Source organism: Corynebacterium sp. SCR221107 (genome assembly GCF_027886475.1).
Lineage (GTDB): Bacteria > Actinomycetota > Actinomycetes > Mycobacteriales > Mycobacteriaceae > Corynebacterium.
In genome coordinates, this window is sequence record NZ_CP115670.1 from 2,711,551 (window position 1) to 2,736,493 (window position 24,943).

At 63.0% G+C, this 24,943-nt stretch carries 18 protein-coding genes, 1 tRNA gene and 1 pseudogene; 9 read left to right on the forward strand and 11 right to left on the reverse strand.

The window, feature by feature from the left end; translation table 11 throughout:
* Positions 1 to 178: 178 nt before the first annotated feature.
* The 3 genes from PAB09_RS11900 (at position 179) to PAB09_RS11910 (ending at position 5,029) form a co-directional block, all read left to right on the forward strand.
* On the forward strand, positions 179 to 2,902 hold the full coding sequence (locus PAB09_RS11900) for a heterodisulfide reductase-related iron-sulfur binding cluster (RefSeq protein ID WP_271035389.1): 2,724 nt from the start codon (positions 179 to 181) through the stop codon (positions 2,900 to 2,902).
* A 140-nt stretch (positions 2,903 to 3,042) separates the two neighbouring features.
* On the forward strand, positions 3,043 to 3,681 hold the full coding sequence (locus PAB09_RS11905; protein WP_271033854.1) for a DUF1707 SHOCT-like domain-containing protein: 639 nt from the start codon (positions 3,043 to 3,045) through the stop codon (positions 3,679 to 3,681).
* 157 nt (positions 3,682 to 3,838) lie between these two features.
* Positions 3,839 to 5,029 carry a pyridoxal phosphate-dependent aminotransferase gene (locus PAB09_RS11910; protein ID WP_442873758.1) on the forward strand — a complete coding sequence of 397 codons (1,191 nt, stop codon included), beginning with the start codon at positions 3,839 to 3,841 and terminating at the stop codon, positions 5,027 to 5,029.
* Between the two features lie 49 nt (positions 5,030 to 5,078).
* Here the strand turns inward: PAB09_RS11910 and PAB09_RS11915 are convergent, their stop codons facing one another.
* Entirely contained in the window at positions 5,079 to 6,401 is a 1,323-nt protein-coding gene (locus tag PAB09_RS11915) for a UDP-glucose dehydrogenase family protein (RefSeq protein WP_271033856.1), read from the reverse strand.
* Positions 6,402 to 6,455: 54 nt separating this feature from the next.
* Positions 6,456 to 7,019 (reverse strand): dCTP deaminase, encoded by a 564-nt coding sequence (gene dcd / locus PAB09_RS11920; protein ID WP_271033857.1) that lies wholly within the window; start codon positions 7,017 to 7,019, stop codon positions 6,456 to 6,458.
* Between the two features lie 130 nt (positions 7,020 to 7,149).
* Here dcd and PAB09_RS11925 point away from each other — a divergent pair.
* Together PAB09_RS11925 and PAB09_RS11930 are read left to right on the forward strand one after the other, a co-directional pair.
* Positions 7,150 to 7,223, forward strand: a tRNA-Gly gene (locus PAB09_RS11925).
* Between the two features lie 1,312 nt (positions 7,224 to 8,535).
* The gene (locus PAB09_RS11930; RefSeq protein ID WP_271033858.1) at positions 8,536 to 10,329 is read left to right on the forward strand and encodes a BCCT family transporter; all 1,794 of its coding nucleotides are present in this window, start codon (positions 8,536 to 8,538) and stop codon (positions 10,327 to 10,329) included.
* A 14-nt stretch (positions 10,330 to 10,343) separates the two neighbouring features.
* On the opposite strand, the gene PAB09_RS11935 is transcribed toward PAB09_RS11930, so the two are convergent.
* Entirely contained in the window at positions 10,344 to 12,287 is a 1,944-nt protein-coding gene (locus PAB09_RS11935) for an MMPL family transporter (protein ID WP_271033859.1), read from the reverse strand.
* 176 nt (positions 12,288 to 12,463) lie between these two features.
* Between PAB09_RS11935 and PAB09_RS11940 the strand changes: the two genes are divergently transcribed.
* A complete protein-coding gene (locus PAB09_RS11940) occupies positions 12,464 to 13,177 on the forward strand; it encodes an NAD(P)H-binding protein (RefSeq protein ID WP_271033860.1) in 714 nt (237 codons plus the stop codon).
* Positions 13,178 to 13,236: 59 nt separating this feature from the next.
* On the opposite strand, the gene PAB09_RS11945 is transcribed toward PAB09_RS11940, so the two are convergent.
* The 8 genes and pseudogenes from PAB09_RS11945 to PAB09_RS11975 form a co-directional block, all read right to left on the reverse strand.
* Positions 13,237 to 13,464, reverse strand: a complete 228-nt coding sequence (locus PAB09_RS11945) for an NAD(P)H-dependent oxidoreductase (protein WP_271033861.1) — start codon at positions 13,462 to 13,464, stop codon at positions 13,237 to 13,239.
* A gap of 28 nt (positions 13,465 to 13,492) precedes the next feature.
* Positions 13,493 to 13,573, reverse strand: a complete 81-nt coding sequence (locus tag PAB09_RS13395) for a hypothetical protein (RefSeq protein ID WP_442873759.1) — start codon at positions 13,571 to 13,573, stop codon at positions 13,493 to 13,495.
* Positions 13,574 to 13,588: 15 nt separating this feature from the next.
* Positions 13,589 to 13,750: a hypothetical protein gene (locus PAB09_RS11950; RefSeq protein ID WP_271033862.1), complete on the reverse strand. Its 162-nt coding sequence runs from the start codon at positions 13,748 to 13,750 to the stop codon at positions 13,589 to 13,591.
* 17 nt (positions 13,751 to 13,767) lie between these two features.
* Positions 13,768 to 14,226 (reverse strand): MerR family transcriptional regulator, encoded by a 459-nt coding sequence (locus tag PAB09_RS11955; protein ID WP_271033863.1) that lies wholly within the window; start codon positions 14,224 to 14,226, stop codon positions 13,768 to 13,770.
* A gap of 10 nt (positions 14,227 to 14,236) precedes the next feature.
* Positions 14,237 to 15,198, reverse strand: a pseudogene (locus PAB09_RS11960) (zinc-dependent alcohol dehydrogenase family protein).
* Entirely contained in the window at positions 15,199 to 15,333 is a 135-nt protein-coding gene (locus PAB09_RS11965) for a hypothetical protein (protein ID WP_271033864.1), read from the reverse strand.
* Between the two features lie 73 nt (positions 15,334 to 15,406).
* The gene (locus PAB09_RS11970; protein WP_271035390.1) at positions 15,407 to 17,059 is read right to left on the reverse strand and encodes a VanW family protein; all 1,653 of its coding nucleotides are present in this window, start codon (positions 17,057 to 17,059) and stop codon (positions 15,407 to 15,409) included.
* A gap of 170 nt (positions 17,060 to 17,229) precedes the next feature.
* The gene (locus PAB09_RS11975) at positions 17,230 to 18,444 is read right to left on the reverse strand and encodes a glycoside hydrolase family 3 N-terminal domain-containing protein (RefSeq protein WP_442873760.1); all 1,215 of its coding nucleotides are present in this window, start codon (positions 18,442 to 18,444) and stop codon (positions 17,230 to 17,232) included.
* 82 nt (positions 18,445 to 18,526) lie between these two features.
* Here PAB09_RS11975 and PAB09_RS11980 point away from each other — a divergent pair, with 82 nt between their 5' ends.
* From PAB09_RS11980 to PAB09_RS11990, 3 genes are all read left to right on the forward strand, one after another.
* Positions 18,527 to 18,724, forward strand: a complete 198-nt coding sequence (locus PAB09_RS11980; protein WP_271033866.1) for a DUF2613 domain-containing protein — start codon at positions 18,527 to 18,529, stop codon at positions 18,722 to 18,724.
* Positions 18,725 to 18,736: 12 nt separating this feature from the next.
* Positions 18,737 to 22,042, forward strand: coding sequence for an alpha-(1->3)-arabinofuranosyltransferase domain-containing protein (locus PAB09_RS11985; protein WP_271033867.1), 3,306 nt, complete (start codon positions 18,737 to 18,739; stop codon positions 22,040 to 22,042).
* Positions 22,043 to 23,202: 1,160 nt separating this feature from the next.
* Complete coding sequence (locus PAB09_RS11990) at positions 23,203 to 24,795, forward strand: CAP domain-containing protein (RefSeq protein WP_271033868.1); 1,593 nt, start codon at positions 23,203 to 23,205, stop codon at positions 24,793 to 24,795.
* Positions 24,796 to 24,943 lie beyond the last annotated feature (148 nt).

The window sequence follows — 24,943 nt, forward strand, 5'->3', positions numbered from 1 at the left end:
GGCCCGCCCGCACCCGGCGGGCCTTCGCGCTGCATTGGGGCTATCGAAACTAACAACCGCGTTGCCCCACCCTTTAGAGTAAAGGGAAGAAATGCTCGGCCGACCGCTTGCCGACAGCCCCGAAAGACCCAGATAGACACCCAGATAGACAAGGAATGTGATCACCACCGTGTCTTCCATCGCGCTCGCTGCGGCGCCTGCAACCACCCAGGCCTCCCTTATCCTGGGCATCGTCGGCATCGTTTTGTCCTTGCCCGCCTGGTTCTACTTCATCCGCGCCGCGACCCGCCTGTTCCGCTTCGTTGCCGCCGGTACGCCCAGTTACCAGCGCACCAACCGGCCGTGGCGTCGATTAGCAACGATGCTCAAGGAGGTCTTCTTCCACACGGAGCTGGTGCGCAAGCCTGCGGTGGCGGTGGCGCACTGGTTTGTGATGCTGGGCTTTTTGGTCGGCGCGCTGGTGTGGTTCGAGGCCTACATCCAGACCTTCGCCCCGGATTCGGGCTGGCCGCTGCTAAAGGACTGGTCTGTCTACCACCTGGTGGAGGAGGTGCTTGCGCTGGGGACGGTGCTCGGCATCGCCTTCCTTGTCGCGGTACGCGTCAACAAGGGCACCCGGGAGCGCCTGTCGCGCTTCTACGGCTCGAATGCCACCGCGGCGTACTTCGTCGAGGCCGTGGTGTTCATCGAGGGCCTGGGCATGCTGCTGGTCAAGGCCGCGAAGATCGCTACCTACGGGCACGCCTCCTGGACGGACTTCGTCACCCGGTATATCGCGCTGCTGCTGCCGGCCTCCCCCACCTTGGTCTCGGTCTTCGCGCTGATCAAGCTGCTGTCGGGTATGGTGTGGCTGATCGTCGTCGCCCATAACCTCAACTGGGGTGTCGCCTGGCACCGCTTCCTTGCCTTCTTTAACATCTTTTTCCGCCGCGACCCCGCAGGTGGCAAGGCCTTAGGCGCTGCTGCCCCCATGCTTTCCGACGGCCAACCACTGACCCTCGCAGCCCTCGAAGAGGCCGAGGACGAACCCACCTTGGGCGTCGGCACGCTTGGCACCGCGCCGTGGAAGATGCTGCTGGACGTGTCCACCTGTACCGAATGCGGCCGCTGTCAGGAGCAGTGCCCGGCGTGGAACACCGGCAAGCCGCTGAGCCCGAAGAAGCTGGTCACCGACGTCCGCGACGCTGCCATCGACTGGTTCGACGACTCCCACGAGGGTGTGGACGTGCTCAAGCTGGTCGGCGAATCCAACGTCATCGAGCCGGACGTGCTGTGGTCCTGCACCAACTGCGGTGCCTGCGTGGAGCAGTGCCCGGTCGACATCGAGCACATCGACCACGTGCTGGGCATGCGCCGCTTCCAGGTGCTCGCCGAGTCCGAGTTCCCCTCCGAACTGACCGGCCTGTTCAAGAACTTGGAGACCAAGGGCAACCCGTGGGGTCGCAATCGCTCGGAGCGCGCCTCCTGGGTGGAGGAAGCCCGCCGCGACGGCCTGGAGGTCCCCATCTTCGGCGAGGACGTCACCTCCTTCGACGACACCGAGTACCTGTTCTGGGTCGGCTGCGCCGGCGCCTTCGACGACGAGGGCAAGAAGACCACCCGCGCCGTGGTGGAGCTCCTCCACACCGCGGGCGTGAAATTCGCCGTGCTATCCAAGGGCGAGACCTGCACCGGCGACCCTGCCCGCCGCGCCGGCAACGAGTTCTTATTCCAGCAACTCGCGCTAGAAAACGTTGAGACCCTCAACGGCGTGTTCGACGGCGTGCCGCAGGGCCAGCGCAAAATCATCACCACCTGCGCGCACTGCTTCAACACCATCCGCAACGAGTACCCCGACTTCGACGGCCACTTCGACGTCTTCCACCACACCCAGCTGCTCAACCGCCTCGTGCGCGACGGCCTGCTCACACCGGTTCCCCGCACCGCCGACAACCGCCAACCGATCACCTACCACGACCCCTGCTTCCTCGGCCGACACAACAAGGTCTTCGACCCTCCGCGTGAGCTGCTCGGCGTCACCGGCGGCACCTTAGTGGAGATGGATCGCAACCGCAACGAGGGATTTTGCTGCGGCGCAGGCGGCGCCCGGATGTTCATGGAGGAAAAGATCGGCACCCGCATCAACGAAAACCGCGCCGCCGAGGCCGTGGCCACCGGCGCGGGCGTTATCGCCGTGGGCTGCCCGTTCTGTAATTCCATGCTGTCGACCGGTGTGAAGGCCGTCGCCGAAAAGGACGCCCAACCCGCCGTCATGGACGTCGCGCGCCTGCTGCGCGATAGCGTGCTTTCCGACGGCCACCTGCCCGAACCCCGCCCCAAGCAGTTCCTCGAGGCGCCGCAGCGTGCCCCGAAGGCGAAGCCCGAACCACAGGACAAGCCGCAGTCCGAGGCCGCACCGCACACCCCACCGGCACCCACCGTGCCGACCCCGGGCGCGCCGGTTGCAGCAACAAACGCCGGGGTTCCGGCCCCCGGTGCCGCCGTACCTGCACCGGGGCTAGCCACGCCCGCACCCACCGTGCCCACAGCGACTCCGGCAGTGCCAGCCCCGGGCGCAGCGGTTCCAGCACCGGGCGCCGCCACACCAACCCCGGCAGTCCCGGCACCAGGTGCGTCCGCACCAACGCCTAACGTCCCAGCTCCGGGCGCAGCCGTACCTGCACCGGGATCGGTTGTTCCAGCACCGGGGCTAGCTACACCCGCGCTCAGCGTGCCCGCTCCAGGCACAGCAGTCCCGGCACCAGGTGCGTCCGCACCAACGCCCAACGTCCCAGGTCCAGGCGCGGTCATTCCGGCACCGGGTACGTCCGTACCAACCCCTAGCGTCCCCTCCCCGGGCACAGCAGTTCCAGCACCAGGGTCAGCGATTCCCGCACCACCGGCGTCAGACGGGGACAAGTAAGGAGCCAATTTGGTAGGTACCCATCAGCGCAGTGCTGGTGGGCACTCACTTTTTCGCGCTTGGATCCCGTTTGTACGCCACAAGCGAAATGGGTGATTACCCTGATGCTTTTGTCGTTGCCTGTCGGTATGGTGGGTGGCATGAGCAACCCTTTTCAGCCTGATTATCGCATCGGCGATGAAGAGCGTCGCCAGGCGATCGAGGACCTAGGCGCGCACTTTGCGGCCGGGCGCCTGGATATTGCTTCGTATGAGCAGCGCGTCGATCAAGTCACCGCGGCTACCATGCGTTCAGAGCTGTCCGAGCTTTTCGACGATCTCCCGCGGGTCGCACAGCCCGCCATGCCGATGAGCGTGGCGTCCCCGACAGAGCCCGTGTTCACCGCCTCTCAGATCGCCCAATCGCGCCGAGAAGGCCAGCGCACCCGGGCGGGAATCCTCGGGTTGGTGACCGTCAGCGCGTTTTTAAGTACCGCGATCTTGGGCGAGATCGGCGCGATTGCGCTTTTTCTCGTCCCTACGGTGTGGCTGCTTCTCTATGTGATGAAGGTTGGCCCGGATTCCTGGTACACGCCCAGTGTTGCCAAACTGCAGCGTGATCAGTTGCGGCAGGCGAGGATGCTCGAGGCCCAGCAGACCCAGGCGGCCCGCCTTGCCCATGCAGCCCAGGTAGAGCAGCAGAAGGCGCTGCGCAAGCAGAAGCAGGAGGAGCTGGCGTCCACCGCCATGGAGTTCGCCGACGAGACCTTGAAGCGCTTCCGCGGCCGCCACACCCGCTAGTGTCCTCGCGGGTGGGAAACCGTAGGCGTCGGAAAGCAAAATCTGTTGTTTGAGTGAGAAAAGTGGCAACATAGAGCGGGTGAGTAAGAAAGAATCCACCCCCACCCAGACCGCGCCGAAGCGTCGGCAGCGCCGCATCTTCGATCAGTCGGAGAAAATGAAGGACGTCCTGTACGAAATTCGTGGGCCGGTGGCGGCGGAGGCGGAGCGCCTGGAGCTCGACGGCCACCGCATTCTCAAGCTCAACACCGGCAACCCGGCTATCTTCGGTTTCGAGGCACCCGATGTGATCATGCGCGACATGATCGCCGCCCTGCCCTATTCCCAGGGTTACTCCACCTCGAAAGGCATCATTCCGGCGCGCCGCGCCATCGTGACCCGCTACGAGGTCATCCCCGGCTTCCCGCAGTTCGACGTCGATGACGTCTACATCGGCAACGGCGTGTCCGAGCTGATCACCATGACCATGCAGGCCCTGCTCAACGACGGCGACGAGGTGCTCATCCCCGCCCCCGACTACCCACTGTGGACGGCCGCCACCTCGCTGGCCGGCGGCAAGCCGGTGCACTACCTGTGCGACGAGGACAACCAGTGGTTCCCGGACATCGAGGACATCAAGTCCAAGGTCACGCCCAAGACCAAAGCGATTGTGGTCATCAACCCGAACAACCCCACCGGCGCGGTCTATTCCAAGGAGATCCTCCAGCAGATCGTCGACATCGCCCGCGAGAATGACTTGCTCATCCTCGCCGACGAGATCTACGACCGCATCCTCTACGACGGAGCGGTCCACACCTCGATCGCCACCCTGGCCCCGGATCTTTTGTGCATCACCTACAACGGCCTGTCCAAGGCCTACCGCGTGTGCGGCTACCGCGCCGGCTGGATGGTGCTCACCGGCCCGAAGCAGTACGCGAAGGGCTTCATCGAGGGCCTGGATCTGCTCTCCGGCACCCGCCTGTGCCCGAACGTGCCGGGCCAGCACGCCATCCAGGTGGCCCTGGGTGGTCGGCAGTCCATCTACGACCTCACCGCGGAGTCCGGCCGCCTGCACAAGCAGCGCGATGCCGCATGGGAGGGCCTCAACGCCATCCCCGGTGTCAGCTGCGTGAAACCGATGGGTGCGCTGTACGCCTTCCCGAAGCTGGATCTGAACTACTACGACATCCACGACGACACCCAGCTCATGCTGGACCTGCTGCGCAGTGAGAAGATCCTGCTGGTTCAGGGTACCGGCTTCAATTGGCCAAAGCCCGACCACTTCCGGGTGGTGTTCCTGCCCTATGCCTCGGAGCTGAAGGAAGCCATCGAGCGCATGGGTAACTTCCTAGCCAGCTACAAGCAATAGGCTTTCGCCGCCCGCAACCATACGCGTGGTTGCGGGCCTTGTGCTTTCCTTAGAAGTTGCGGCCCAGTGCCTTGTACGTCCATCCCGCGTCAATCCAGGCGCTGGCGTCGAGGACGTTGCGGCCGTCGATTATCACCGGGGTGCGCACCAGCTGCTTGGTCGCTACGGGATCGAGCTCGACGAACTCGCGCCACTCGGTGGCCAACACCACGAGGTCCGCGCCCTGTAGTGCCTCGGCTGCGGAATCGGCGTAGTGCAGCGTCGGGAAGATGGCGCGGGCATTGGACATCGCCTGCGGATCGTAGACGGTAGTCTGGGCGCCCTGCAGCGAGAGCTGGCCTGCGACGTTAAGTGCCGGGGAATCGCGCACGTCGTCCGAGTTCGGCTTGAACGCGCAGCCAAGTACGGTGACCGACGTGCCGATGAGCGAGCCACCGCAGGCCTTCTTGGCCAACTGCACCATGTGCTCGCGGCGGCGCATGTTGATCGCGTCCACCTCCCGCAGGAAGGTCAACGCCTCGTTGGCGCCGAGCTCGCCGGCCCGGGCCATGAAGGCGCGGATGTCCTTCGGCAGGCAGCCGCCGCCAAAACCCAAGCCAGCCCCGAGGAACTTCCGTCCGATGCGGTCATCGTAGCCGATGGCGTCGGCAAGCACGGTAACGTCTGCGCCGGCGGCCTCGCAGACTTCGGAGACGGCATTGATGAAGGAAATCTTGGTAGCCAAAAACGCGTTCGCGGACACCTTGACCAGCTCGGCGGTGGCCAGGTTGGACACGATAAACGGAGTGCCCTGCGCAAGCGGGGTGGCATAGACCTCGCGGGCGATGGCCTCCGCGCGCGAGTCCCCGGCGCGCACGCCCACGACGATGCGGTCCGGGGTGATGGTATCGCGCACGGCATAGCCCTCGCGGAGGAACTCCGGGTTCCAAGCGATCTCCACGCTAGCGCCGGGGCGGGCCAGGGAATCGGCAAGTTCCTGTAATTCGGCGGCGGTGCCCACCGGAACTGTGGACTTGCCGAAGATGACGTGCTCGCCCTCCAAAAGCGGCACGAGCGACTCGATCGCGGAGCGCACGAAGCGCAGTTCGGCGGCGTAGGAGCCCTTCTGCTGCGGGGTGCCCACGCCGAGGAAGTGCACGCTGGCAAACGCCGCTGCCTGCTCGAAAGAGGTGCTAAACCCCAGCCGCCCAGCCTCAGCACCGCGGGCGAGAACCTCGGGCAGGCCCGGCTCGTAGAAGGGAACCTTCCCCTCAGACAGGCTGGCGATCTTTGCTTCATCCACATCCACGCCCAGTACCTCATGGCCGAGCTCGGCCATGCAGGCGGCGTGGGTTGCACCGAGGTAGCCGGTGCCGATCACGGTCATTCGCATGAACTTAAGGTCTACGTTCCCAACGTAAACACCCGGGGAACGTGGACTGAAATGCTAGCGGAAGTTCAGGTACGCCTTCGACGGAGTGGGGCCGCGTTGCCCCTGATACTTCGAACCCAGCGCGCCGGAGCCATACGGGGTCTCAGCAGGCGAGGACAGCTTAAACAGCGCGAGCTGGCCCACCTTCATCCCCGGCCACAGCGTGATCGGCAGGTTCGCGACGTTGGAAAGCTCCAAGGTGATGTAGCCGGAGAACCCCGGGTCGATAAATCCTGCGGTGGAGTGGGTCAGCAACCCCAAACGCCCCAGGGAGGACTTGCCTTCTAGGCGCCCGGCGAGGTGGTCAGGCAGGGTGAACTTCTCCAGCGTGGAACCGAGCACAAACTCGCCGGGGTGCAAGACGAAGGGCTCGTCCTCCGCGACCTCCACGAGGCTGGTCAGCTCGTCTTGCTGCAGCTTCGGGTCGATGTGAGTGTATTTGGAGTTATTGAAGACGCGAAAGAAGCGGTCCATACGCACGTCGACGCTGGACGGCTGGATCAGCCGGGCATCGAAAGGCTCGATGACGAGGTCGCCGGATGAGATGTTGGCGCGGATATCGCGATCAGATAGAAGCACGGTTTATTAGTTTAGTAGCCCGCGCGGGTTTGACCGGCGATAAGCAGGAAAACAACCCTTTTTCTCTTCCGCGTGGCCGCGGTGCTATCATGGTCACAGCTTGTTCAAGCTCAGCTATTTAGCAAGCACTGCCGATGTAGTTCAATGGTAGAACTCCTGCTTCCCAAGCAGGCAGCGCGGGTTCGATTCCCGTCATCGGCTCCACAACCCACAAATCCCCTCTGAACAGGCATTATCTGCCTTGTTGGAGGTGATTTTCATATTCCGTGACCTGCGGAAACGTGGGGCAAAATGACAGAATGTGGGCACAGATGTGGGCACATAACTCCACATTTTAGGTTGTTATAAGGTACCCCTGGTGAATCCCCGCATGGAACCCCACACCACCCACCCCTTCAAGAAACCGCTCCCCAAAGGCTTCAGGTCTGCTCATTGCACAAGCCACGGACGCGTCCATGGGGCACGAACCCCGGCTAGTCACGCCCATGGCGAGTACCGAGAGATTAGGGAGATCCACATGGATAAGCCCCGTTTTTTCGCAACGGTCGAAAACGTCCACCACGGCATATACCGGGTGGACGTTTTCAAGGGTCAAGTACTTAAAGGCAGTCAGTTCTATGCCCATGAGCACCTAGCACGCCGTTTCGCCAGCACCGTCAATAAACGGCGCTAGGTAACTAACGGGCGGGGGACAAAGTACGACGTTTTGTCCCCCAACCTCCCCTAATCCTACATGCCCCCGCTTTAGACGCCCACCCCGCGCCGTGAACCCGGCGCACTACCCTAAGGAGTTTCACAATGTACGAACTTATCCGCTTCACCCATGATGGCTTTGACACAGCCTCGGTCTCACAAGACTGCCCCGCTGCGGGCGCACCCTCGATGCGTGATGACCAGCGCTGACCGCACTTGAGGTGATGTCGAGCCGGTACTGGTGACGGACAGTCGGACAAGAATTGCCACTCATCGCTGTGCCCAACACCCAACGTTGTTCAACCTCAAGTCCCGTAGCTTTCCTCAATTCCTATCCAAGACGCCACCCTTATTGAGCCACAACCTCGCATTCCTGCCAACCAATCATCATGATGTGAAGCATGTGAACGAATGCCCTGGTTTCACATTCTTTCGGCCATTTCTCCAGTTACGCCCATCCACCGCCAGCCGACCTTCTTTCCCACAGACGGTGCTCTCCGGTGCACAAGAATGCTTCGACCCGCGCCGGCTGCTGGCTGCATTCGATCCACTCCGACCCCGGAAATGACAACCTCGATAGACCGTGCCAAATGTCAATTCTTTTGCCGCGATTTCTTATAGTTTCTGCGACACGCCTGCCCGAAAAGCAACTGCCACGAGGTATTTTTATTCATTCAGTTTTGCCAGCCCCGATCGTCGCGCAGCGGTGTGGTGAAACCACTGGTCAATTCGGAATTCATTGCAGGCAATAAGATCCGCAAAAGGTCAAAGAATCCTGGCTACGCGGTGGCAGTTTGATTCATTTTTCCCGCAAGATGGAATAATGAGTCAAAACGAAAACGGCGCCCCAGCGCCGGCAGAAAATGAGACTGAACAAACAACGGCCACGTCGGAGCTCGCGGCGATCCTTGAGCATGAGTCGAAGCTCAGCGCGGCGGATCTAGCCGAGGACCCCATCGTTCTCGCCGCCGAGGACGAGAAGGCAACCACCTCGTGGGCCACGATCATTCCTGCGCTCGTGATCATCGGCGCGGTGTTGATCTTCGGCCTCGTGGCACCCGATCGCTTCGCCGATACGGCAAGCGCCACCTTCACCTGGGTGATCGATAACCTGGGCTGGGCCTTCGTGCTCTTTTCCACGGCGTTCGTCATCTTCGTCATTTGCATCGCCGCCTCGCGCTTTGGGTCGATTAGGCTCGGCGCACAGGATGAGCAGCCGGAGTTTTCCACCGCCTCGTGGATTTCGATGATGTTTGCCGCCGGCATGGGCATCGGCTTGATGTTCTATGGAGCCTCCGAGCCGCTGAGCCACTATCTCAACGGGGTGCCCAACCACCAAAGCCGCGAGGTGGGCACGGCGATGGCCACGGCCATGTACCACTGGACGCTGCACCCGTGGGCGATGTATGCGATCGTGGGCCTGGCCATCGGCTATTCCACCTATAGGCTTGGGCGAAAGCAGCTTATTTCCTCCGCCTTTGTTCCGCTGATCGGGCAAAAGGGCGCCGATGGGTGGCCCGGCAAGGCCATCGACGCGCTGTCGATCGTGGCCACCGTATTCGGAACGGCCTGTTCGCTGGGTCTTGGCGCGCTCCAGATCCGCGCCGGCCTGCAAGCGGCGGGCCTTGTCGAGGATCCTGGCACGGGCCTGGTCATCACCATCGTCTTGGTGCTCACCCTGGCCTTCCTGATCTCCGCGATGTCGGGTGTCGGCCGCGGCATTCGCATCATCTCCAACGGCAACATGATCCTCGCCGCCGTGTTGGCGATCTTCGTGTTCATCATGGGTCCCACCGTCACCCAGCTGAACTTCCTGCCCACCTCGCTGGGCACCTACTTCTCTGATTTCTTCGAGATGAGCGGGCGAACCGCCTCCTCCGCGGACGGCACCGCGGGTTCCTGGCTGTCGGGGTGGACGATCTTCTACTGGGCGTGGTGGATCTCTTGGTCGCCGTTCGTGGGCATGTTCATCGCCCGCATCTCCCGCGGCCGCACGGTCCGCGAGTTTATTCTCGGCGTCATCTTCATCCCCTCTGCCCTGTCGACCGTCTGGTTTGCCATCTTCGGCGGTTCCGCGATCTCACTGGAGCAAAGCGGCCACACGATCAGCGCCGACAACGCCGAGGAGCAGCTGTTTAACCTCCTGCACGCCTTCCCCGGCGGCTGGTTCTTCGGCGTCGTCGCCGTCATCTTGCTCGCGACCTTCTTCATCACCTCGGCGGACTCCGCCTCCACCGTGATGGGGTCGATCTCTCAGGACGGCCGCGCCAACGCCACCCCGTGGATGTCTGCGATCTGGGGTGCGGCCACCGCCGCCATCGGGTTGCTCATCCTTGTCACCGGCGGCAACGAGGCGCTGACCAACCTCCAAAACGTCACCATCGTGGCGGCGACGCCGTTCCTGTTCGTCGTCATCGCGCTCATGGTCGCCGTGGTGCGGGACCTGCAAAACGATCAGATCTATCGCGACATCCACGAGCAGGAGGAATTCGCCCGCAAGCTGGCCGTCGAACGCCGGCTGGTCCGCGAGCACGCTGAGGTGGAGCGGGTCAAGGCCGCCCGCAGGAAGCTCATGCGCGGCGCGCGCCTGCCCCACCACGAAGGCCACCAGCGATAAGGAGCGCCACCCGGCTAGTCCCGCTGCACCGTCGCCGGCCACCAAAAGCGCTCGCCGAGCAGCTGGACCACCGCGGGGATGAGCAGCGTGCGCACCACCAGGGTGTCGAGTAGCACGCCGATGAAGATGACGATGCCGATCTGCGCGAGAACCACCAGCGGCAGCACGCCCAAGGCCGCGAACACCGCGGCCAAAAGGATGCCCGCGGAGGTGATCACCCCGCCGGTGGCGCTCAGCGAACGCAGCACGCCTTCCTTCGTGCCGTGCTTGGCCGCCTCCTCGCGCGCCCGGGTAATGAGGAAGATCGTGTAGTCGATGCCCAGCGCCACCAGGAACACGAAGGCATACAGCGGCGTGGTGTCGGCGAAGGCCTCGAAGCCGAAGACGTAGGTGGAGATCCACCACCCCAGCCCGAGTGCTGCAACGTTGGTCAAAAACACCGAGGCCACCATGATTAGCGGCGCCAGCAGGCTGCGCAGGACCACCACCAGCGCCAGGAAGACCAGCGCGAGCACCAGCGGGAAGATGAGGGCGCGATCCTTAGCGGCGTTGGCGGCCTGGTCATAAAGCTGGGCGTCCTGGCCGCCCACCTTGGCGTCGTTAAGCGAGGAATCGGCGATGAGCGAGCGAAGCTCGCCCGTATCGGGCCCGGAGACGTTGAGCACCTGCCACGACCCGGCCGGCTCAGCCTGCGTGACCACCGCGCCACGCTCGGTGAGGTAGCTCGATAGCTCTTGGGCGTCCGTGGTGATCACCACCGCCGGGGTGGCGTCCTGGCCGGGGAACTTCTCCTCCAACACGCTCGCCGCCGCGATCGATTCCGGGGTGTCGATGAACTGTTGCTCCTGGGTCAGCCCCGTGCGAATGCCCAGCGCCCCGGCGCTCGCGGCACCGATGAGCAGCAGGGAGACCGCCACCACGTGGCCCGGGCGCGCGCGAACCATCCCGCCCACACGGTCCCAGAACGCGTGCTCCGGCTCAGCGCCCAGCTGCGGCCGGCGCGGCCAGAAGATCCACCGGCCAAACAGCACGAGGATTCCCGGCAGCACGAACACGCCGAAGGCCAGCGCGATGAGAATGCCCACCATCGAGCCCACGCCCAGGCCTCGGGTGTTCGGTACGGCGGACAGCAGCAGGCAGGCCACGCCGAGCACCACGGTCATCGCGGACATCGAGACGGTCTTGGCGGTAGGACCCCAGGCCGCGGCCATGGCGTCGAAGCGCGAGTCGTGGCGCTGCAGCTCGTCGCGGTAGCGGGAGATCAACAGCAACGCGTAATTCGTTCCCGCGCCGAAGACCAGCACGGACAAGATGCCGGAGACGGACTCGTCCCAGCTTTGCCCGAGCGCGCCGAGTACCCAGGTAAACGCGATCTGCGCGAAGCGGTCGGCCACAGCAATGACCAGCAGCGGGATTACCCACAGGATCGGCGAGCGGTAGGTGACGATGAGCAGGATCGCCACGATCACCGCCGTTATGGCCAGCAGCATGAAGTTCGCACCGCTGAACACGGCCGAGAGGTCGGCGGTCACGGCGGCGGGGCCAGTGATCGCGGACTCCACCCCGGTTGGCACCTGCGTGGCGATGTCTTCGCGCAGGTCAAGCACGCGCTGCGAGGATTCGCTGAGCCCCTCGTTGGGGATGTTGATCGGGATGATGGCGGCGGTGCCGTCGGCGTTGGGCACCAAGGGCCCGCCTGCCTGCTCGGCGATGGGCGCGAGCTCGCCCAGCGGCAGCGTCTGCCCGTCGGTTGAGGTCAGCAGGATAATGGCGGCTTGGGTGTCCTCGCCGGGCCGCTGCGCCAGCGCCTCGGCAACCAGCGTGGAGTCGGCCCCGTCAGGCAGGTTGCCGGTGGTGTCGCCGGGTTTGTCGGTGGCGCCGAGGCCCATGAGGCCTCCGGTGATGAGGATGAGGACTATGGCGACCCTGCGCATCGCCTTCATGGTGGTACCGGTCACGGTGGCCCCTTTTCTTTTGTGCTTTCCGACGCCTACGGTACAGCAGCCGCTGCGCCGCGCCGTACCCGCGGTCCCCGGTTGTGTTGTAGCCCGCATCCGTTTGCCCGGGAGCGACTCCCGAGAAGCACAATGGGCCTCGTTAGCATCTCGACATGCATACCCCTCACACTCATTGAATGAGGAACAGTGTCCACCACTGCCAACACCACCGTCGGCTTCGGCGTCTACCAGATCCCACCAGAGCAGGCCGCGCAGGCGTGGGATTACGCCGCTGGCCAAAGGCGTGCACGCCGAGCGGATGTCGCGCATCGCCACCCTCGACACCGGCCTCAGCCAGTTCCTCGATCATTCCACGCTGGAGAAGGTCGACTTCCCCTGCTCACCGGGCCAGAAGTACAGCGCGCAGCGCGGCACGCTTCCTGCCTTGCGTGCCGACGCCTACGGTGCGTACTGTCAGAATCCGTGCCCACCAGTTACTCGACGCGACCGTGAGCAATCCGGACGCGGTTTTCGTGGCGCTATCGGGCGATATTCCGATCATGGCGCGTGCCATCGTAGAATCGATACAGCGGGTGAGCACCGGACGGATCAACCTTGCTTTCTCCATCGGGATCTACGGCGAGGTCGTAGGCGAGCCCCGGGGCGTGGTCCCTGCGATCTTGAAGCCCTATCGTGAAGCCGCCGACATCGTGGAGGCCTCCGGGCTGGACTTTACGATCCTGCGTCCAGGCTGGTTCGATGATGGACAAGACACCACCTGCCAGGTCACCACGAAAGCCGAACCCTTTGCCGGCCACGATGTCTCCCGCGCCGCGATCATCGCCGTGGTTAAGGACATGATCGTCACCGATGGCCTCTATGTCGGCGAAAGCGTGGGGCTTTATCGATAACTCAAAGCCAGAGCCATACATATCCCCGCCCCTCACTCACTCGTGGGGGCGGGTTGGTATCAGCGTGCGAGGAATGCTCGATAGGCATCCGTGCGGGCTGCTAGCTCGTGCGCGTCGATGCCGGTGGCGCCGAAGGTGATGAAGGGCTCGCCCCAGGTGGTGCCGATCAGGTTGGAGGTGGCGTGCAGCGGTGCGAGCAGTGCTTCAGCAGTGTAGCCGAAGCGCTTCGGACCATAGCTGTCCCGCGAGGCGCCGAAGCTGGGGGGCAACCACGAGCTGCTTGCCATGCAAGGCGGTGTCGGTAGAACCATAGGCCTAGCCGTACTCGAGGACCTGATCGAGCCAGGTCTTCAGAAACGGCGGGAAGGTGTACCAGTAGACGAGGTATTGCACCACGATGCGTTCGGCCTTCTAAAGAGCCTGCTCGGCGGCGACGTCGATGCGGCCCTCTGGGTAAAGGGCATACAGGTCGCGGACCTGCGTGCCTGCGACGGTGCGGGCCGCGTCGGCAAGCGCCTCATCGACGGTGGACTGGGCAAGGTTGGGGTGAAAAACCTCAACAACTGTGGACATGATCAATCCTAAGAAAACTAGCGGATGGTGCGGGCAACCGCGAGCGACTGGGCGGCAAGGTCGTCGGCAAGCGCCTCATCGCCTGCTTCGACGGCCTGCCAGTAGCGCATCTTGAGCGCTAGGTACTTGCGGCGCTGGCGCAACAGGCGCTGCTGCTGCTTGAGCACCTCATCATGGGCGCGCAGCAGCTCCACCTGCTGGGCGGCGTTGCGCACCGCGGAGGCTCCGTTGGCGACGTACTCGCGCATCTCGGCGATGCCCATGCCGGTCGCAGCCAGGCAGGCGATCCAGCCGAGCTGCTCCACATCCTCCTCGGAGTAGACGCGGTGCCCGCTCGACTCGTCGCGCTCGATGACCGGCCCCACGCCCACCTGCTCGTAATAGCGCAAGGTGGAAGAGGCCAGCCCAGTGATCTCCGAGGCCCCCTTGATGGAGTAGGTGCGCTGCGGGGTCTGGGTTGTCGCGGTGGAAGGCATGGAGAAAACTTTACAGCTTCACGAAGGCCTTGATCGCCTCGCGCTCATCCATCGCACGATATCCCTCGGCGATATTATCCAAGGTCACGGTCTTGGTGAAGACCTTGCCCGGGGCGATCTCGCCGCGGAAGATAAGGTCGATGAAGTGCTCCAAGTACTTGCGCATCGGGGCCGGGCCGCCCATGAGGTGAACCTCGGAGAAGAACAGCCCGATGCCGTCTAAGGTGACATCATGGGAGACGCCGACGTAGCCGATGTGGCCGATGTGGCCGCCCGGGCGGCAGATCGCGATCGCGGTCTCCATGGACTGCTGGGTGCCCACCGCCTCGATGACACTGTGCGCGCCCAGGCCGCCGGTGAGCTCGCGGACCTTGGCAATACCCTCCTCGCCGCGCTCGGCGACGATGTCGGTGACGCCGAACTCGCGGGCAAGGGCCTGACGGTCGGCGTGCCTGCTCATGGCGATGATGCGCTTCGCACCCATCTGCTTGGCGGCCAGCACGGCCAACAGTCCCACCGCGCCGTCGCCAACCACCACGGCCGTCTTGCCGGGTCCACCTGGGCCTCGTCGGCGGCGAACCAGCCGGTGCCCAGCACGTCGGAGGCGGCCATGAGATGCTTGAGTTGCTCCTCGTTCGGCACGGCCGGGGTCTTCACCAAGGTGCCGTCGGCCTGCGGGACGCGCAGGTACTCGGCTTGGGCGCCGGACATGAAACCGCCGTGCTCGCAGCGCGAGGGGTATCCGTCGGTGCAGATCTCGCAGGTGTTGTCGGAGATGCAGAAGGAGCCGACGACGAAGTCGCCCACCTTGATGTCGTGGACGTCCGCGCCGACCTGCTCGACCACGCCGACGTACTCGTGGCCCATGGCCATGGGCTCGGAAATCGGGTCCTCGCCGCGGTAGGGCCAGAGATCGGAACCACACACGCAGGTGGCAGCCATCTTGATGATGGCGTCGGTGGGCTCAATCAGCTACGGGGCGGGGCGCTCTTCCACGCGCACGTCGCGGGGGCCGTAAATATAGGTTGCCTTCATGGCTTGTCCTTCTTCCTTGTGGGAAACGATTAAACCAAGGGTAGAAAACTTCAAGCGCTTGAAGTCAAGCATGTGTCCTAACAGGCAGAAAAGGCACAACCATTGAAGGTTGCGCCCTTTTTGAAGTGCCCTTTTAAGCGACCGCCTAGCTACACGTCACAATGGGAGAGGGATCGTAGACCGTGGTGGTGGTTTCGCGGGAGAGCTCGGTACCGGACAGGTCGCGGATCACGCGGGTATCGGAGGTGGTAAAGCCCTGCGCGCCGGTAGAAGGCGAGCAGTCAGCGCCGCTTAAGGTGATCGAGTTCGGGGCGGTGTAGTTCCAGCGCCCGCCGTTGATCGACTCAACCTCCACGGTCTTGACGCCCATGAGGGACACGGTGATGCTCGCGCCGTCGAAAGCGGTGTCGATGCGCACCGGGTACTGCGAGGTGTTCTTGAACTGCAGATCGATTGCGCCCTCGTAGACCGTTGCCTCACGGCCGGCCGGGTAGCGGGAGATGTAGTAGGAGTGGGCGGTGTGCGCCACGTCCTCCATGCCCGCGAAGTAGGCGGCGTTGTACAAGGTGGTAGCGAACTGGGAGATGCCGCCGCCGACGGCGGTGTCGGCGTGTCCGTTGAGGATGATGCCGGACTCCACGAACCCTTGGGCCGTACCGCGCGGGCCGGTGTAGCCGTTGAGCGAGAAGGTGTCGCCGGGGGCGACGATCGCGCCGTTGACCATCTGCGCCACGCGCTGGATGTTCGTCCCGGAAGGGCCGGAGAATCCGCTGGTGCTGAAGGTGCCCACGGTCTGATCGAAGGTGGCCGCGTTGGCCTGCTCGGTGGTGAAGGTGGCCGGTTCGTCGATGTAGACCGCGTCGAAGGTGCGCGCGGCGGCGTCGCCGAGCACGCGGTCGGCGAAGCCATCCATGGTCGGCGCCCAGTCCACGTGGACGCCGTCTTGGCTCGGGGTCACCGACTTCGAACCGCCGCTAAAGGAGATCGCGGCGTTGCGGCGCTCCTTCTCCGTCTGGCCCAGCCCCTCGCCCAGGATGGCCTGGGCCGCCTCAACGTTGATGTCGGTGCGCAGGTTCTTGCCGTCAGGGACGAAGGTGACCACCTCGGCCAGGCGCTCGACGGGGATCGCCCCGTCGATGCCCTCGCGGCCACGGGCGGTGATAGCGCCCCCGGCCACGGCCTTGGCCGCGTCGCCTTCTTGGACGGCCTTGATCGCGTCCGGGCCTAACACCGGGTGGGTGGTGGTGGCGTCGACCTGCACACCTTCCGGCTTGAGCCAGTCATTGGTCACCGCGGTCTTGAGTTCCTCCACATCGACCTCCTGGCCGTCGGCGGGGACTGGTTCGACATTGACGGTGCCACCGTTGATATTAAGCCCACCCTCGACCGCTGCGGGCGCGACCGCGGCGTGGATCTGCTCGAGCGCGGGAGTAAACACCGCCTCGTCGACCTTGGTGGCCGGATCGATCTCGTGGGTGCTAAAGAAACTGCTGATCCGCGTGATCGGGTTCATGGACTGACGTCCCGCGCTGAGCACGGTGGCCCGCCAGTCGATGCTCATGCCAGCCTGTTCGGGCACGAAGGTGGTACTCAGGTTGCCAGCGCTCACGGTGACGCTCTTCGACGTCGCCGACTCCAGCTCGTTTTCCAGCTTTGCGACGGCGGCCGCCTCATCAAGGCCACCGATTTCCACCCCGCCCACGGTCACACCGCGCGGCACCGCGTCTTTAGACAGAAAGACGTCGGCGCCGTAGGCGACACCGCCGATAACAATGAGGCCTGCGGCTACGCCGCCGATGTATGTGGCAGCGCGGGATCCCCGCTTGGGGGTTTGCTGATTTGAACCTGAGGCATGCACTCCCACTAATTTAGTAGCAGTTGGCCCTCAATCAGCAATAACAGCGTAAACCCCCAGCCCACACGCCCCCATTTTTGTGTACGCGGCAACCTGTGGCGTCGTTAAGCTTCTTAGGAAGCGGCAACACGCGCAACGGAGGCGTCGAACTGCGCGCGCGGGTAGCTGCCGGACTGGACGGCGGCCACCACCGCGTCGACGGCCTCGACAAGCCCGGCGGTGGAAATCCACAGGGCCTGGTCCGCACCGGCTGACAAGGATGCGACCGCAGCCTGCGCGGGTGTATAGGAATCGCTGATCGCGCGCATTCCCGACAAATCATCGGTGTAGATAAGTCCCCCAAAGTTAAAGGAACGCAGCAAGTCGTAGGCGGCCGGATTGAGGCTGGACGCGGTGGCCTCGCCCAGCCCCGGCACGCTCATGTGCCCGACCATGACCCCAGCCCCCTGCGGGCCGGTGGGACCGAGCAGGCTGTGATAGGGAACCAGGTCGTAGGTCTGTAGGTCCGCCAGCGGCGGGGTGAGCACCTGCCCGGTGTGGCTGTCGCCGCTGGCGCGCCCGTGGCCGGGGAAATGCTTATACACCGGCCGCACGCCGGCATCCAGCATGCCCTGGGAAAAGGCTGCGGCATAGGTGGCAACCACCGCGGGGTCATCGGAAAAGCTGCGGTCGCCGACCACGTCGAGCCCCGCACCATCGACGTCGACGACCGGGGCGAAGTTCACGGTAATGCCGTGACCAGCAAGCGTTGTGCCCAGATCGAAGGCCAGCCCGCGCACCTGCTCGGGGCTCATCGTCGCGGCCATTTGCTGTGGGGAGGGATAGTTGCCTAGAAGCTCGGCAAAGCGCTGCACGCGGCCGCCCTCGAAGTCGATGCTGACGTCAAAATCGCGTCCTACCTGCGTGCGCAGCGCGGCGATGTCGCGCCCCGGGGTGGAAAGCAGCTCCGGGTTGGTGGTCGAGCTGAGGAAGATTCCCCCTGCCCCCTGACGCAGTGCCCACAGCGCATCATCAAAGTCGGCCACGCCCACCATGATGAGGCTGGCAGCCTGCGCACGCAGGTCAGCGGGGATGGCAACCGGGGCAGCGGCGGTTGCACTTCCCGTTACGGTTGCTTGGCTGCTTGCGGTCGCGCTTTCCGACGCCTGGGGCTCGGCCGGTGCAGGTGAGAATGATTGCGCGGTTTCTACGATCCCAGTGCTGGAGTCCTTCTGCCCCGGGGCGCTGCAGGCACTCAGCGCCCAGGTGCCGCTCAAAAGGGCGAGAGCGCCCACGAGGGCTACAGCGGACGACCGACGGTGGCGGGCAGGGCGGGCGAAGAATTTCATAGTCTCCACCAGTATGGCACCTTCGTGCGACATGAGCGTTGTGCCACTTCCTACCCGGGGCTTATTTGATAGGGTTTAACCCATGGCTTTCGAATCCGATTCACTCAACCGACGCAGCCTCGGCCCGGTGGTGGCTAGCGCTGCCGTGGGAATCGCGCTCGGAATCGTCGCCGTAGTTGGTGCCAACGTCTTTTCGGACCGCGATACCCTGCCCGCCTCTGGGGCAGTGACCGTGGATTCCTCCCTGCTGGGCGACCCGCAGTACGGATCCCGTAACTAGAAAAAGGCTCGCGTGCGCTTCCTGCACCCGCCGAGGGTTCCCGCATCGACCTCGGCCCACCTCCTCGGCTGGTTTGGCTTCGCCCTCATCTTCTTTCTTCAGTCCCCGGGGCTCGTCGCCGCCGACACGAAGCTAGACCTGGTGCTCAACCCTGCAAAGTTTCTGCACGGTGCACTCTTCGCCTACACGGACACCTTTACCCTGGGGCAGCTGCAAAATCAGGCCTACGGCTACCTGTTTCCCCAAGGACTTTTCTTCCTGCTTGCCGATCCCTTGCCCGACTGGGTGGCGCAACGGCTGTGGTGGACCCTGTGCGTAGGCGTGGGCTATTCCGGGTTCCTCCTGCTGCTCCAGCGCGCACGCGTGGGCCGGGAGCTTGGCTTTCAGATTCTGGCGGCCTTGTTGTATGCGCTTTCCCCGCGCACGCTGACGACGTTGGGCGCGATCTCCTCGGAGACCTGGCCGTCCATGGTTGCCCCGTGGATCCTGCTTCCCCTGGTCGGTGCGCACGCTCGCTATGGCGGGCGTGATCGCCTGCCCCAGCTTGGTTATTCCGTGGTGGCCGTGGCCTGCCTCGGTGCCGTCAACGCCACCGCGACGTTGGCGGCGTGCGTGCCCGCCGGGCTGTATCTGTTGTATCGGCGCCGGCTGCGCGATCTGGCCCTGTGGCTTGCAGGCTGCGGCTTGGTCAGCGCCTGGTGGATCGTACCCTTGGCGGTCTTAGGCACGTACGCAAGCCCATTTACCGATTACATCGAGTCCGCCGGGGTGACCACCAAGTGGCTCAACCTCGCGGAAATCCTGCGCGGCACCACAAGCTGGACGCCCTTTGTGGAAGCCGAGCGCATAGCCGGTAACGAGCTAGTCGGCAACCCCTACCTGGTGATCGTGACCGTGCTGGTGGCTGGAATGGGGCTGGTCGGGCTGGCCAGGTTTGGCACACGCGACGCCCGCGAGGGCGGTGCGGGCAGGGGTTATCTTCTTGTCCTGCTTGCCACGGGCATTGTCATTATGGGCGGGGCCCATCTTGCCACGGGTTTCCTCGACGGCGCGGGTCAGGCACTGCGCAATGTGCACAAGTTCGACCTTTTGGTGCGCGGCCCGATTGCAGCGGGCGTGGCATGCCTCGGCGCTGCCTTTGCCGCCACCAGCCCGAAGCAGGCCAGCACGGCCATCGCAGCCCCAACCAAGCGCAAGACCCTGGCGGCGGCCTGCGCGCTGCTGACCTTGGGGGCCTTGGCTCCGGCGGTCAACAGGGTCGTGCCGATGGGCGCCTACCAGCAGGTCCCGGACTATTGGTTTGAGGCGGCCGACTACCTCAACGACAACGCGGCCGATACCCGCACCTTGGTCTTGCCGGCATCCAGCTTCGCTCGGCAGGAGTGGGGCTGGACGCGTGACGAGTTAGTGCAGCCACTGTTGGATGTGCCCTGGGCGGTGCGCGACTCCATTCCTTTGGTGACCCCTGAGGCCATCCGGGGTCTCGACGGCTTAACCACGCACCCCACGGTGGCGAATCTGGTGCGCCACGGCATCGGCGCGCTGTTGATCAGACACGATCTGGCGGGCACCGATTACTCCACGGACACTATCCTTGACGCTCTCAAGGACAGCAGCCCGCAGCCCGATCAGTTCGCGCCCAGCGTCCGAAGCTTCGGGGCGGTCGAGGTGGTGTTGCTCGATCCGGGGCGCAGCATGCTGCTGAGTCAAACCGCCGACGTCCCCACCGTCGCCGGTGGCGGGGAGATCTTAAGCTTGCTCGGCGAAGGCACCTTTCAGCTGGTCGAGGGCGACGCTGACATCGTCACCGATACGCCGGCCTTGGTGGCGCGCAATTACGGGTCGCTGGGATCGGTGTCGGCTCCACTGGCCAGCCTGGATGAGGCAACGGACGTGCTAAATCCACGCAAGGACTACGCATCGGTGGGGCCTCTCTCCGTCGTAACCGGCCAGGGTACGATCCGGGCGTCGAGCTCACAGTCGGACGCCACGGCCTTCGGCGGTTCCGATCCCAGGCGCTCGATCACGGCTGCTGTGGATGGCGATGACACCACCGCGTGGTACCCAGCACCGGGCGCGCAAGCCGGGCAGTGGCTGGAGGTGCAGGCGGACACGGGGCACGATGACGGACAGGCGGCGTCGGCAAGCAAGCGCACCATCACCATCACCACCGTCGGCGATGTCGTGGAATTGACCATCAGTTCCGGATCCGCGCACGTAAGCACAACGCTTCGTCCACGCACGCCCACCGAGGTTACGGTCCCCGGTGATGGCTCACAGCCGGTGCGCATCACGCTCGGCGCCTCGCGCTATCGCACGGGGATCGCAGAAGTGTCCCTTGCCTCAGGCCAGCTTTCCCGGATCCTCACGGTGCCGGATTCGTCCCCCAACGTTCAACAATTCCTGTTTCAGCGAATACTCAGCGGCGAGTCCCAGATAGACCGACAATTCAGCGCCCCGCGGGACATGACCGTGCGCGTTGACGCGGCCGAATGTTTCAACGAGGTGCTTATCGACGATGTCGCCTACCGCTGCGGCGACAGCGTGAATCTTGCTGCGGGCACCCACACCCTCCACACGCTTTCTAGCGTGGTAACGCTGACCGTGCCAGGCTTTAACGGGGCGGGGGCGCCCACAACTACGCTGACCTTCAACGAGGACCACACTGTGTCGGTGAGTAAGCCATCCGACCAGGATCGGATTCTGGTGACCACCCGCGCCGAAAACAGAGGGTTGGAGGGCTTTGTGGATCGCGCGGACGGCACTTCCCTACGGTTGGAATCGATCACAGTCAACGCCGGCTCCCAGGGCTTTATCATCCCCGCTGGAACCGCCGGTACCTTCCGCATGCATTTCGCGGGTACCACGGCCTACCGCCTGGGCCTAGGCATCGGCGCCTTGTTGGCGCTTGTCACCGTGGCGTGCCTGCTGGGCATCGGGCTGCAAAAAGCCCGCAAGATGCGTCGGGCTTCTGAGGCGGTGGCGGATCATAAGGAGAAGCTGCCTGGCACCTGGGCGACACCGTTTTCCGAATACGCGCCCTGGGCGCTGATGATCGCGGGAACGACCTTAACCATTGGCTGGCCCGCGCTGGCCGTTGCCGCCACGGTGTGGCTCGCGCTGCGTTTGACGCTCATTCCACGCGAAATCCTCGTCGCCGTCACCATGACGATGGCCGCGATGTGGCTGGCGCGGGCACCGTGGCCGGAGGCCAACTATGCAGGAGACAATCTGCTGCTGGGGCTCGCGTGCGCCGCTAGTTTGCTCAGCGCCAGCGCCCCGCACACCACGCACAACCCAAGGCCTCGAACGAACTAAGCGGGTAACCCTCACCCCGGATACTGAGGACCCGCCTCCTAGGTCCATCCGAGTACTTTTATGTTGCTAAGAATACTTAAAATTTTACTGAAAATCGGGGCTTTTTACCCTCCTTTCACCGCGGAGTCTGCTTCTCTGAAAACCAGAGGATTGTCACATCATCCGAAAGTTGGATGCGGCCCATACCGCCAAAACTGGTGAACGCCAACAGCTCAGAGCTCTAGTTTTGCCCCCGCAGGGGAGGAAAGAAATACGTTCAGAGCCATTCTCTCCTACTTGAGGGTTCCTTGGACTACCAATAATAACCGATAGTGACACGCCGAGAACCCCTCCACTGCGAGCTAAGTGGAGGAGTCTGCTCGATCATTTTTGAGATTGTCCCACAAAATCCACTCAAACGACTCAAGCCCTAAATGGACAAACAACCACGAAGCACATCGTTGAACAATCCTCGCGGAAACTATTGAAAAATTACTGTTCAAGTCCTTCTTTCCTTAACTGCTAAACAATCGGATCCCTTGCCGCAGATTCTCGGCGACACACAACAACATGCCTCCCCAATCGCGATTCACCGTAATTTACACGGAAAATGACACCCCCATACAGGGTCATTCTTAAAGCGTGCAAAACCCCCTTATGGGGGTGGTCGATGAATATCGCGCCTGTGACCTCATGCACACTCGTCAGGCCATTGTGATTGAACCGGTATTATTACCACTGATAGAGTAAATCCGCAAGCGCGAATTATCAATTCCTATCAAACTTTCGATTGATAAGCCCCATTTAAAGGGTGACCTCCCGCATTTGGGGATATATCAGCTAAACGCGTGTACACGTTCCGTTACACAAACGCGCTGATAGTGAACTTAAGTAATTGTCAATATGTTTCATTAGCGAGGTTTGTTAAAGTTTTTTAGGAATTCCCTCATATAAATCATGTGTGAATTAACCCCAAAATGGGTCCAGCAAGCACTTCCGCATGCCTCCCCCATTCCCCACCCCCATACGATTTCGGGATGCATTCAGGCCTCAGACGCAGTCAAAATCCGACACCCCCCATACGAAAGTTTGATAGAACGCCCCTCCGGTACAGCCCTTCAGTAAAAAAACTCGGCGGTCATACACTGAAGGAGACCTGAAAAAGAAAGAGGAAAAATACAATGTCTACCAACAAAAAAGTATTTTCCAAGGCTTGCGCCCTTGCCCTTACGGGAGCTTTCTTACTGACTGGCTGCGGCGATACCACCCAGCCGACGCCTTCGATGCCAAATCAAACCCCCGCCGCTGCTACCAACTCTGGCGCCACCAACCAGACTGCTACCAACAGCACTGATACTTTGGTTCAGGCAGCACAACAAGCTACCAATAGTGCAGTTGATCAGGCTCAACAAAACCTGGACAACGCCACTTCCAACTATTCCGGCGCTCAGGATACCTTAACGGCCATCGTCGATGGAGTCACCTCCACCAATACACCAACCACCACGAGCCCCACGCCCACCACCAAGCCTGCCACCAGCTACACCTTGGCTCAGTATGAGGCAGCCAAGAAGGCAGTCGATGAGGCACAGACGGCTCTCACCAAGGCCACCAACGACTACAACACCGCCGTTGCCAACCGCGACAAGCTCAACACAGCCGTTGCCAATGCACAGGCTCAGTTGGCCGCTGAGGACCCTAGCTATATTAAGTCCACCCCGATTGACTGGAGCAAGGTAGACCAAGAGACTACCGCCAATGTCGTCGAGTCGATCGTCTACGCCAAGGTCAACGAGTATCGCATGAACCAAGGGCTTCCGGCTCTTGCTTACACCGCTACCGGCTCTACCGAGACCCTGGAATGGTGTGAGACTATGGCTGCGGGCGGGCACATCTACCATGCTGATCTCCGAGAGAAGAACGCCTCTGCGGAGAACGTCCTGCAGACTTTCTACGGTGAGGGCGTCTTGATCCAAGGCCCGAAGCGCACGAACTCCGATGGCAGCGCACTCATCTATGACAACGAGGATCCGGAAGAACTGACCAACGACATCTTCCGGCTGTGGAAGAACTCCGAAGGTCATGACCGCATCTTCCTACTGAACTACACCGAGTCCATGGCCATCAGCGTCTACTTCGCCGACGATGATAGGGTCTACGCCACCTTGCGTGAGTATGCTCCTTACAACAGCCGCGACGACCTCACGGTGCTTGCCGATCCCGAGAAAGAATACGGCATCACCACAGTTTCTCAGGACACCACAACCCGTGGCGCATACAAGGGTGCAATTACCCCCTCCGACGCGGACTACACAACCGGACTCGCCGTAACGGACCTGACTCCGAATCTGCACGCCACCACGACTGAGGAGAGCTCCCGCTACAATGAGCTAGAATCCCAGGTCAAGGCGCTGCAGGCGCAGCAAACCGCGGCGAATGCCGCAGTCGCCAAGGCCGCGGCCGCTAAGGAAACTGCCCAGGACAGCCTTGATGCAGCAAAAGCCACCGTGACCAAGATCGAATCCGGTGTAATCGTCGGCGGTATCGAGGCCGAGCGCCCCACCGAGGAGACCACCGCTGCTTCTGCTACAGGTTCCGCCGAAGAAGTGCTCGCGGTTGAGGAGACTAGCGCGGCAGAAGCCACATCGGCTGCAGCTGTTGCTGAGGACACCGAAGCTACGTATTCAACAGAGGTTTCTCAAGCTGCCGCAGCTGCACCGGCCGCCGAAGATGTAGTTGAACCCGCGACCGCTGAGGATTCGGTCGAACAATAGCCATCCGGTCCCGGATAGCACCGGGGCTTGGCGACAATTTCAACGTCGGATCGACCCATTCCTTGTGTGGTAGCGCGGTTTCGGGTCGGACATAATTTCAGGTCAGTTTGCAGGCACCGACGGACACTGCAGACAACAAGAGCCACTC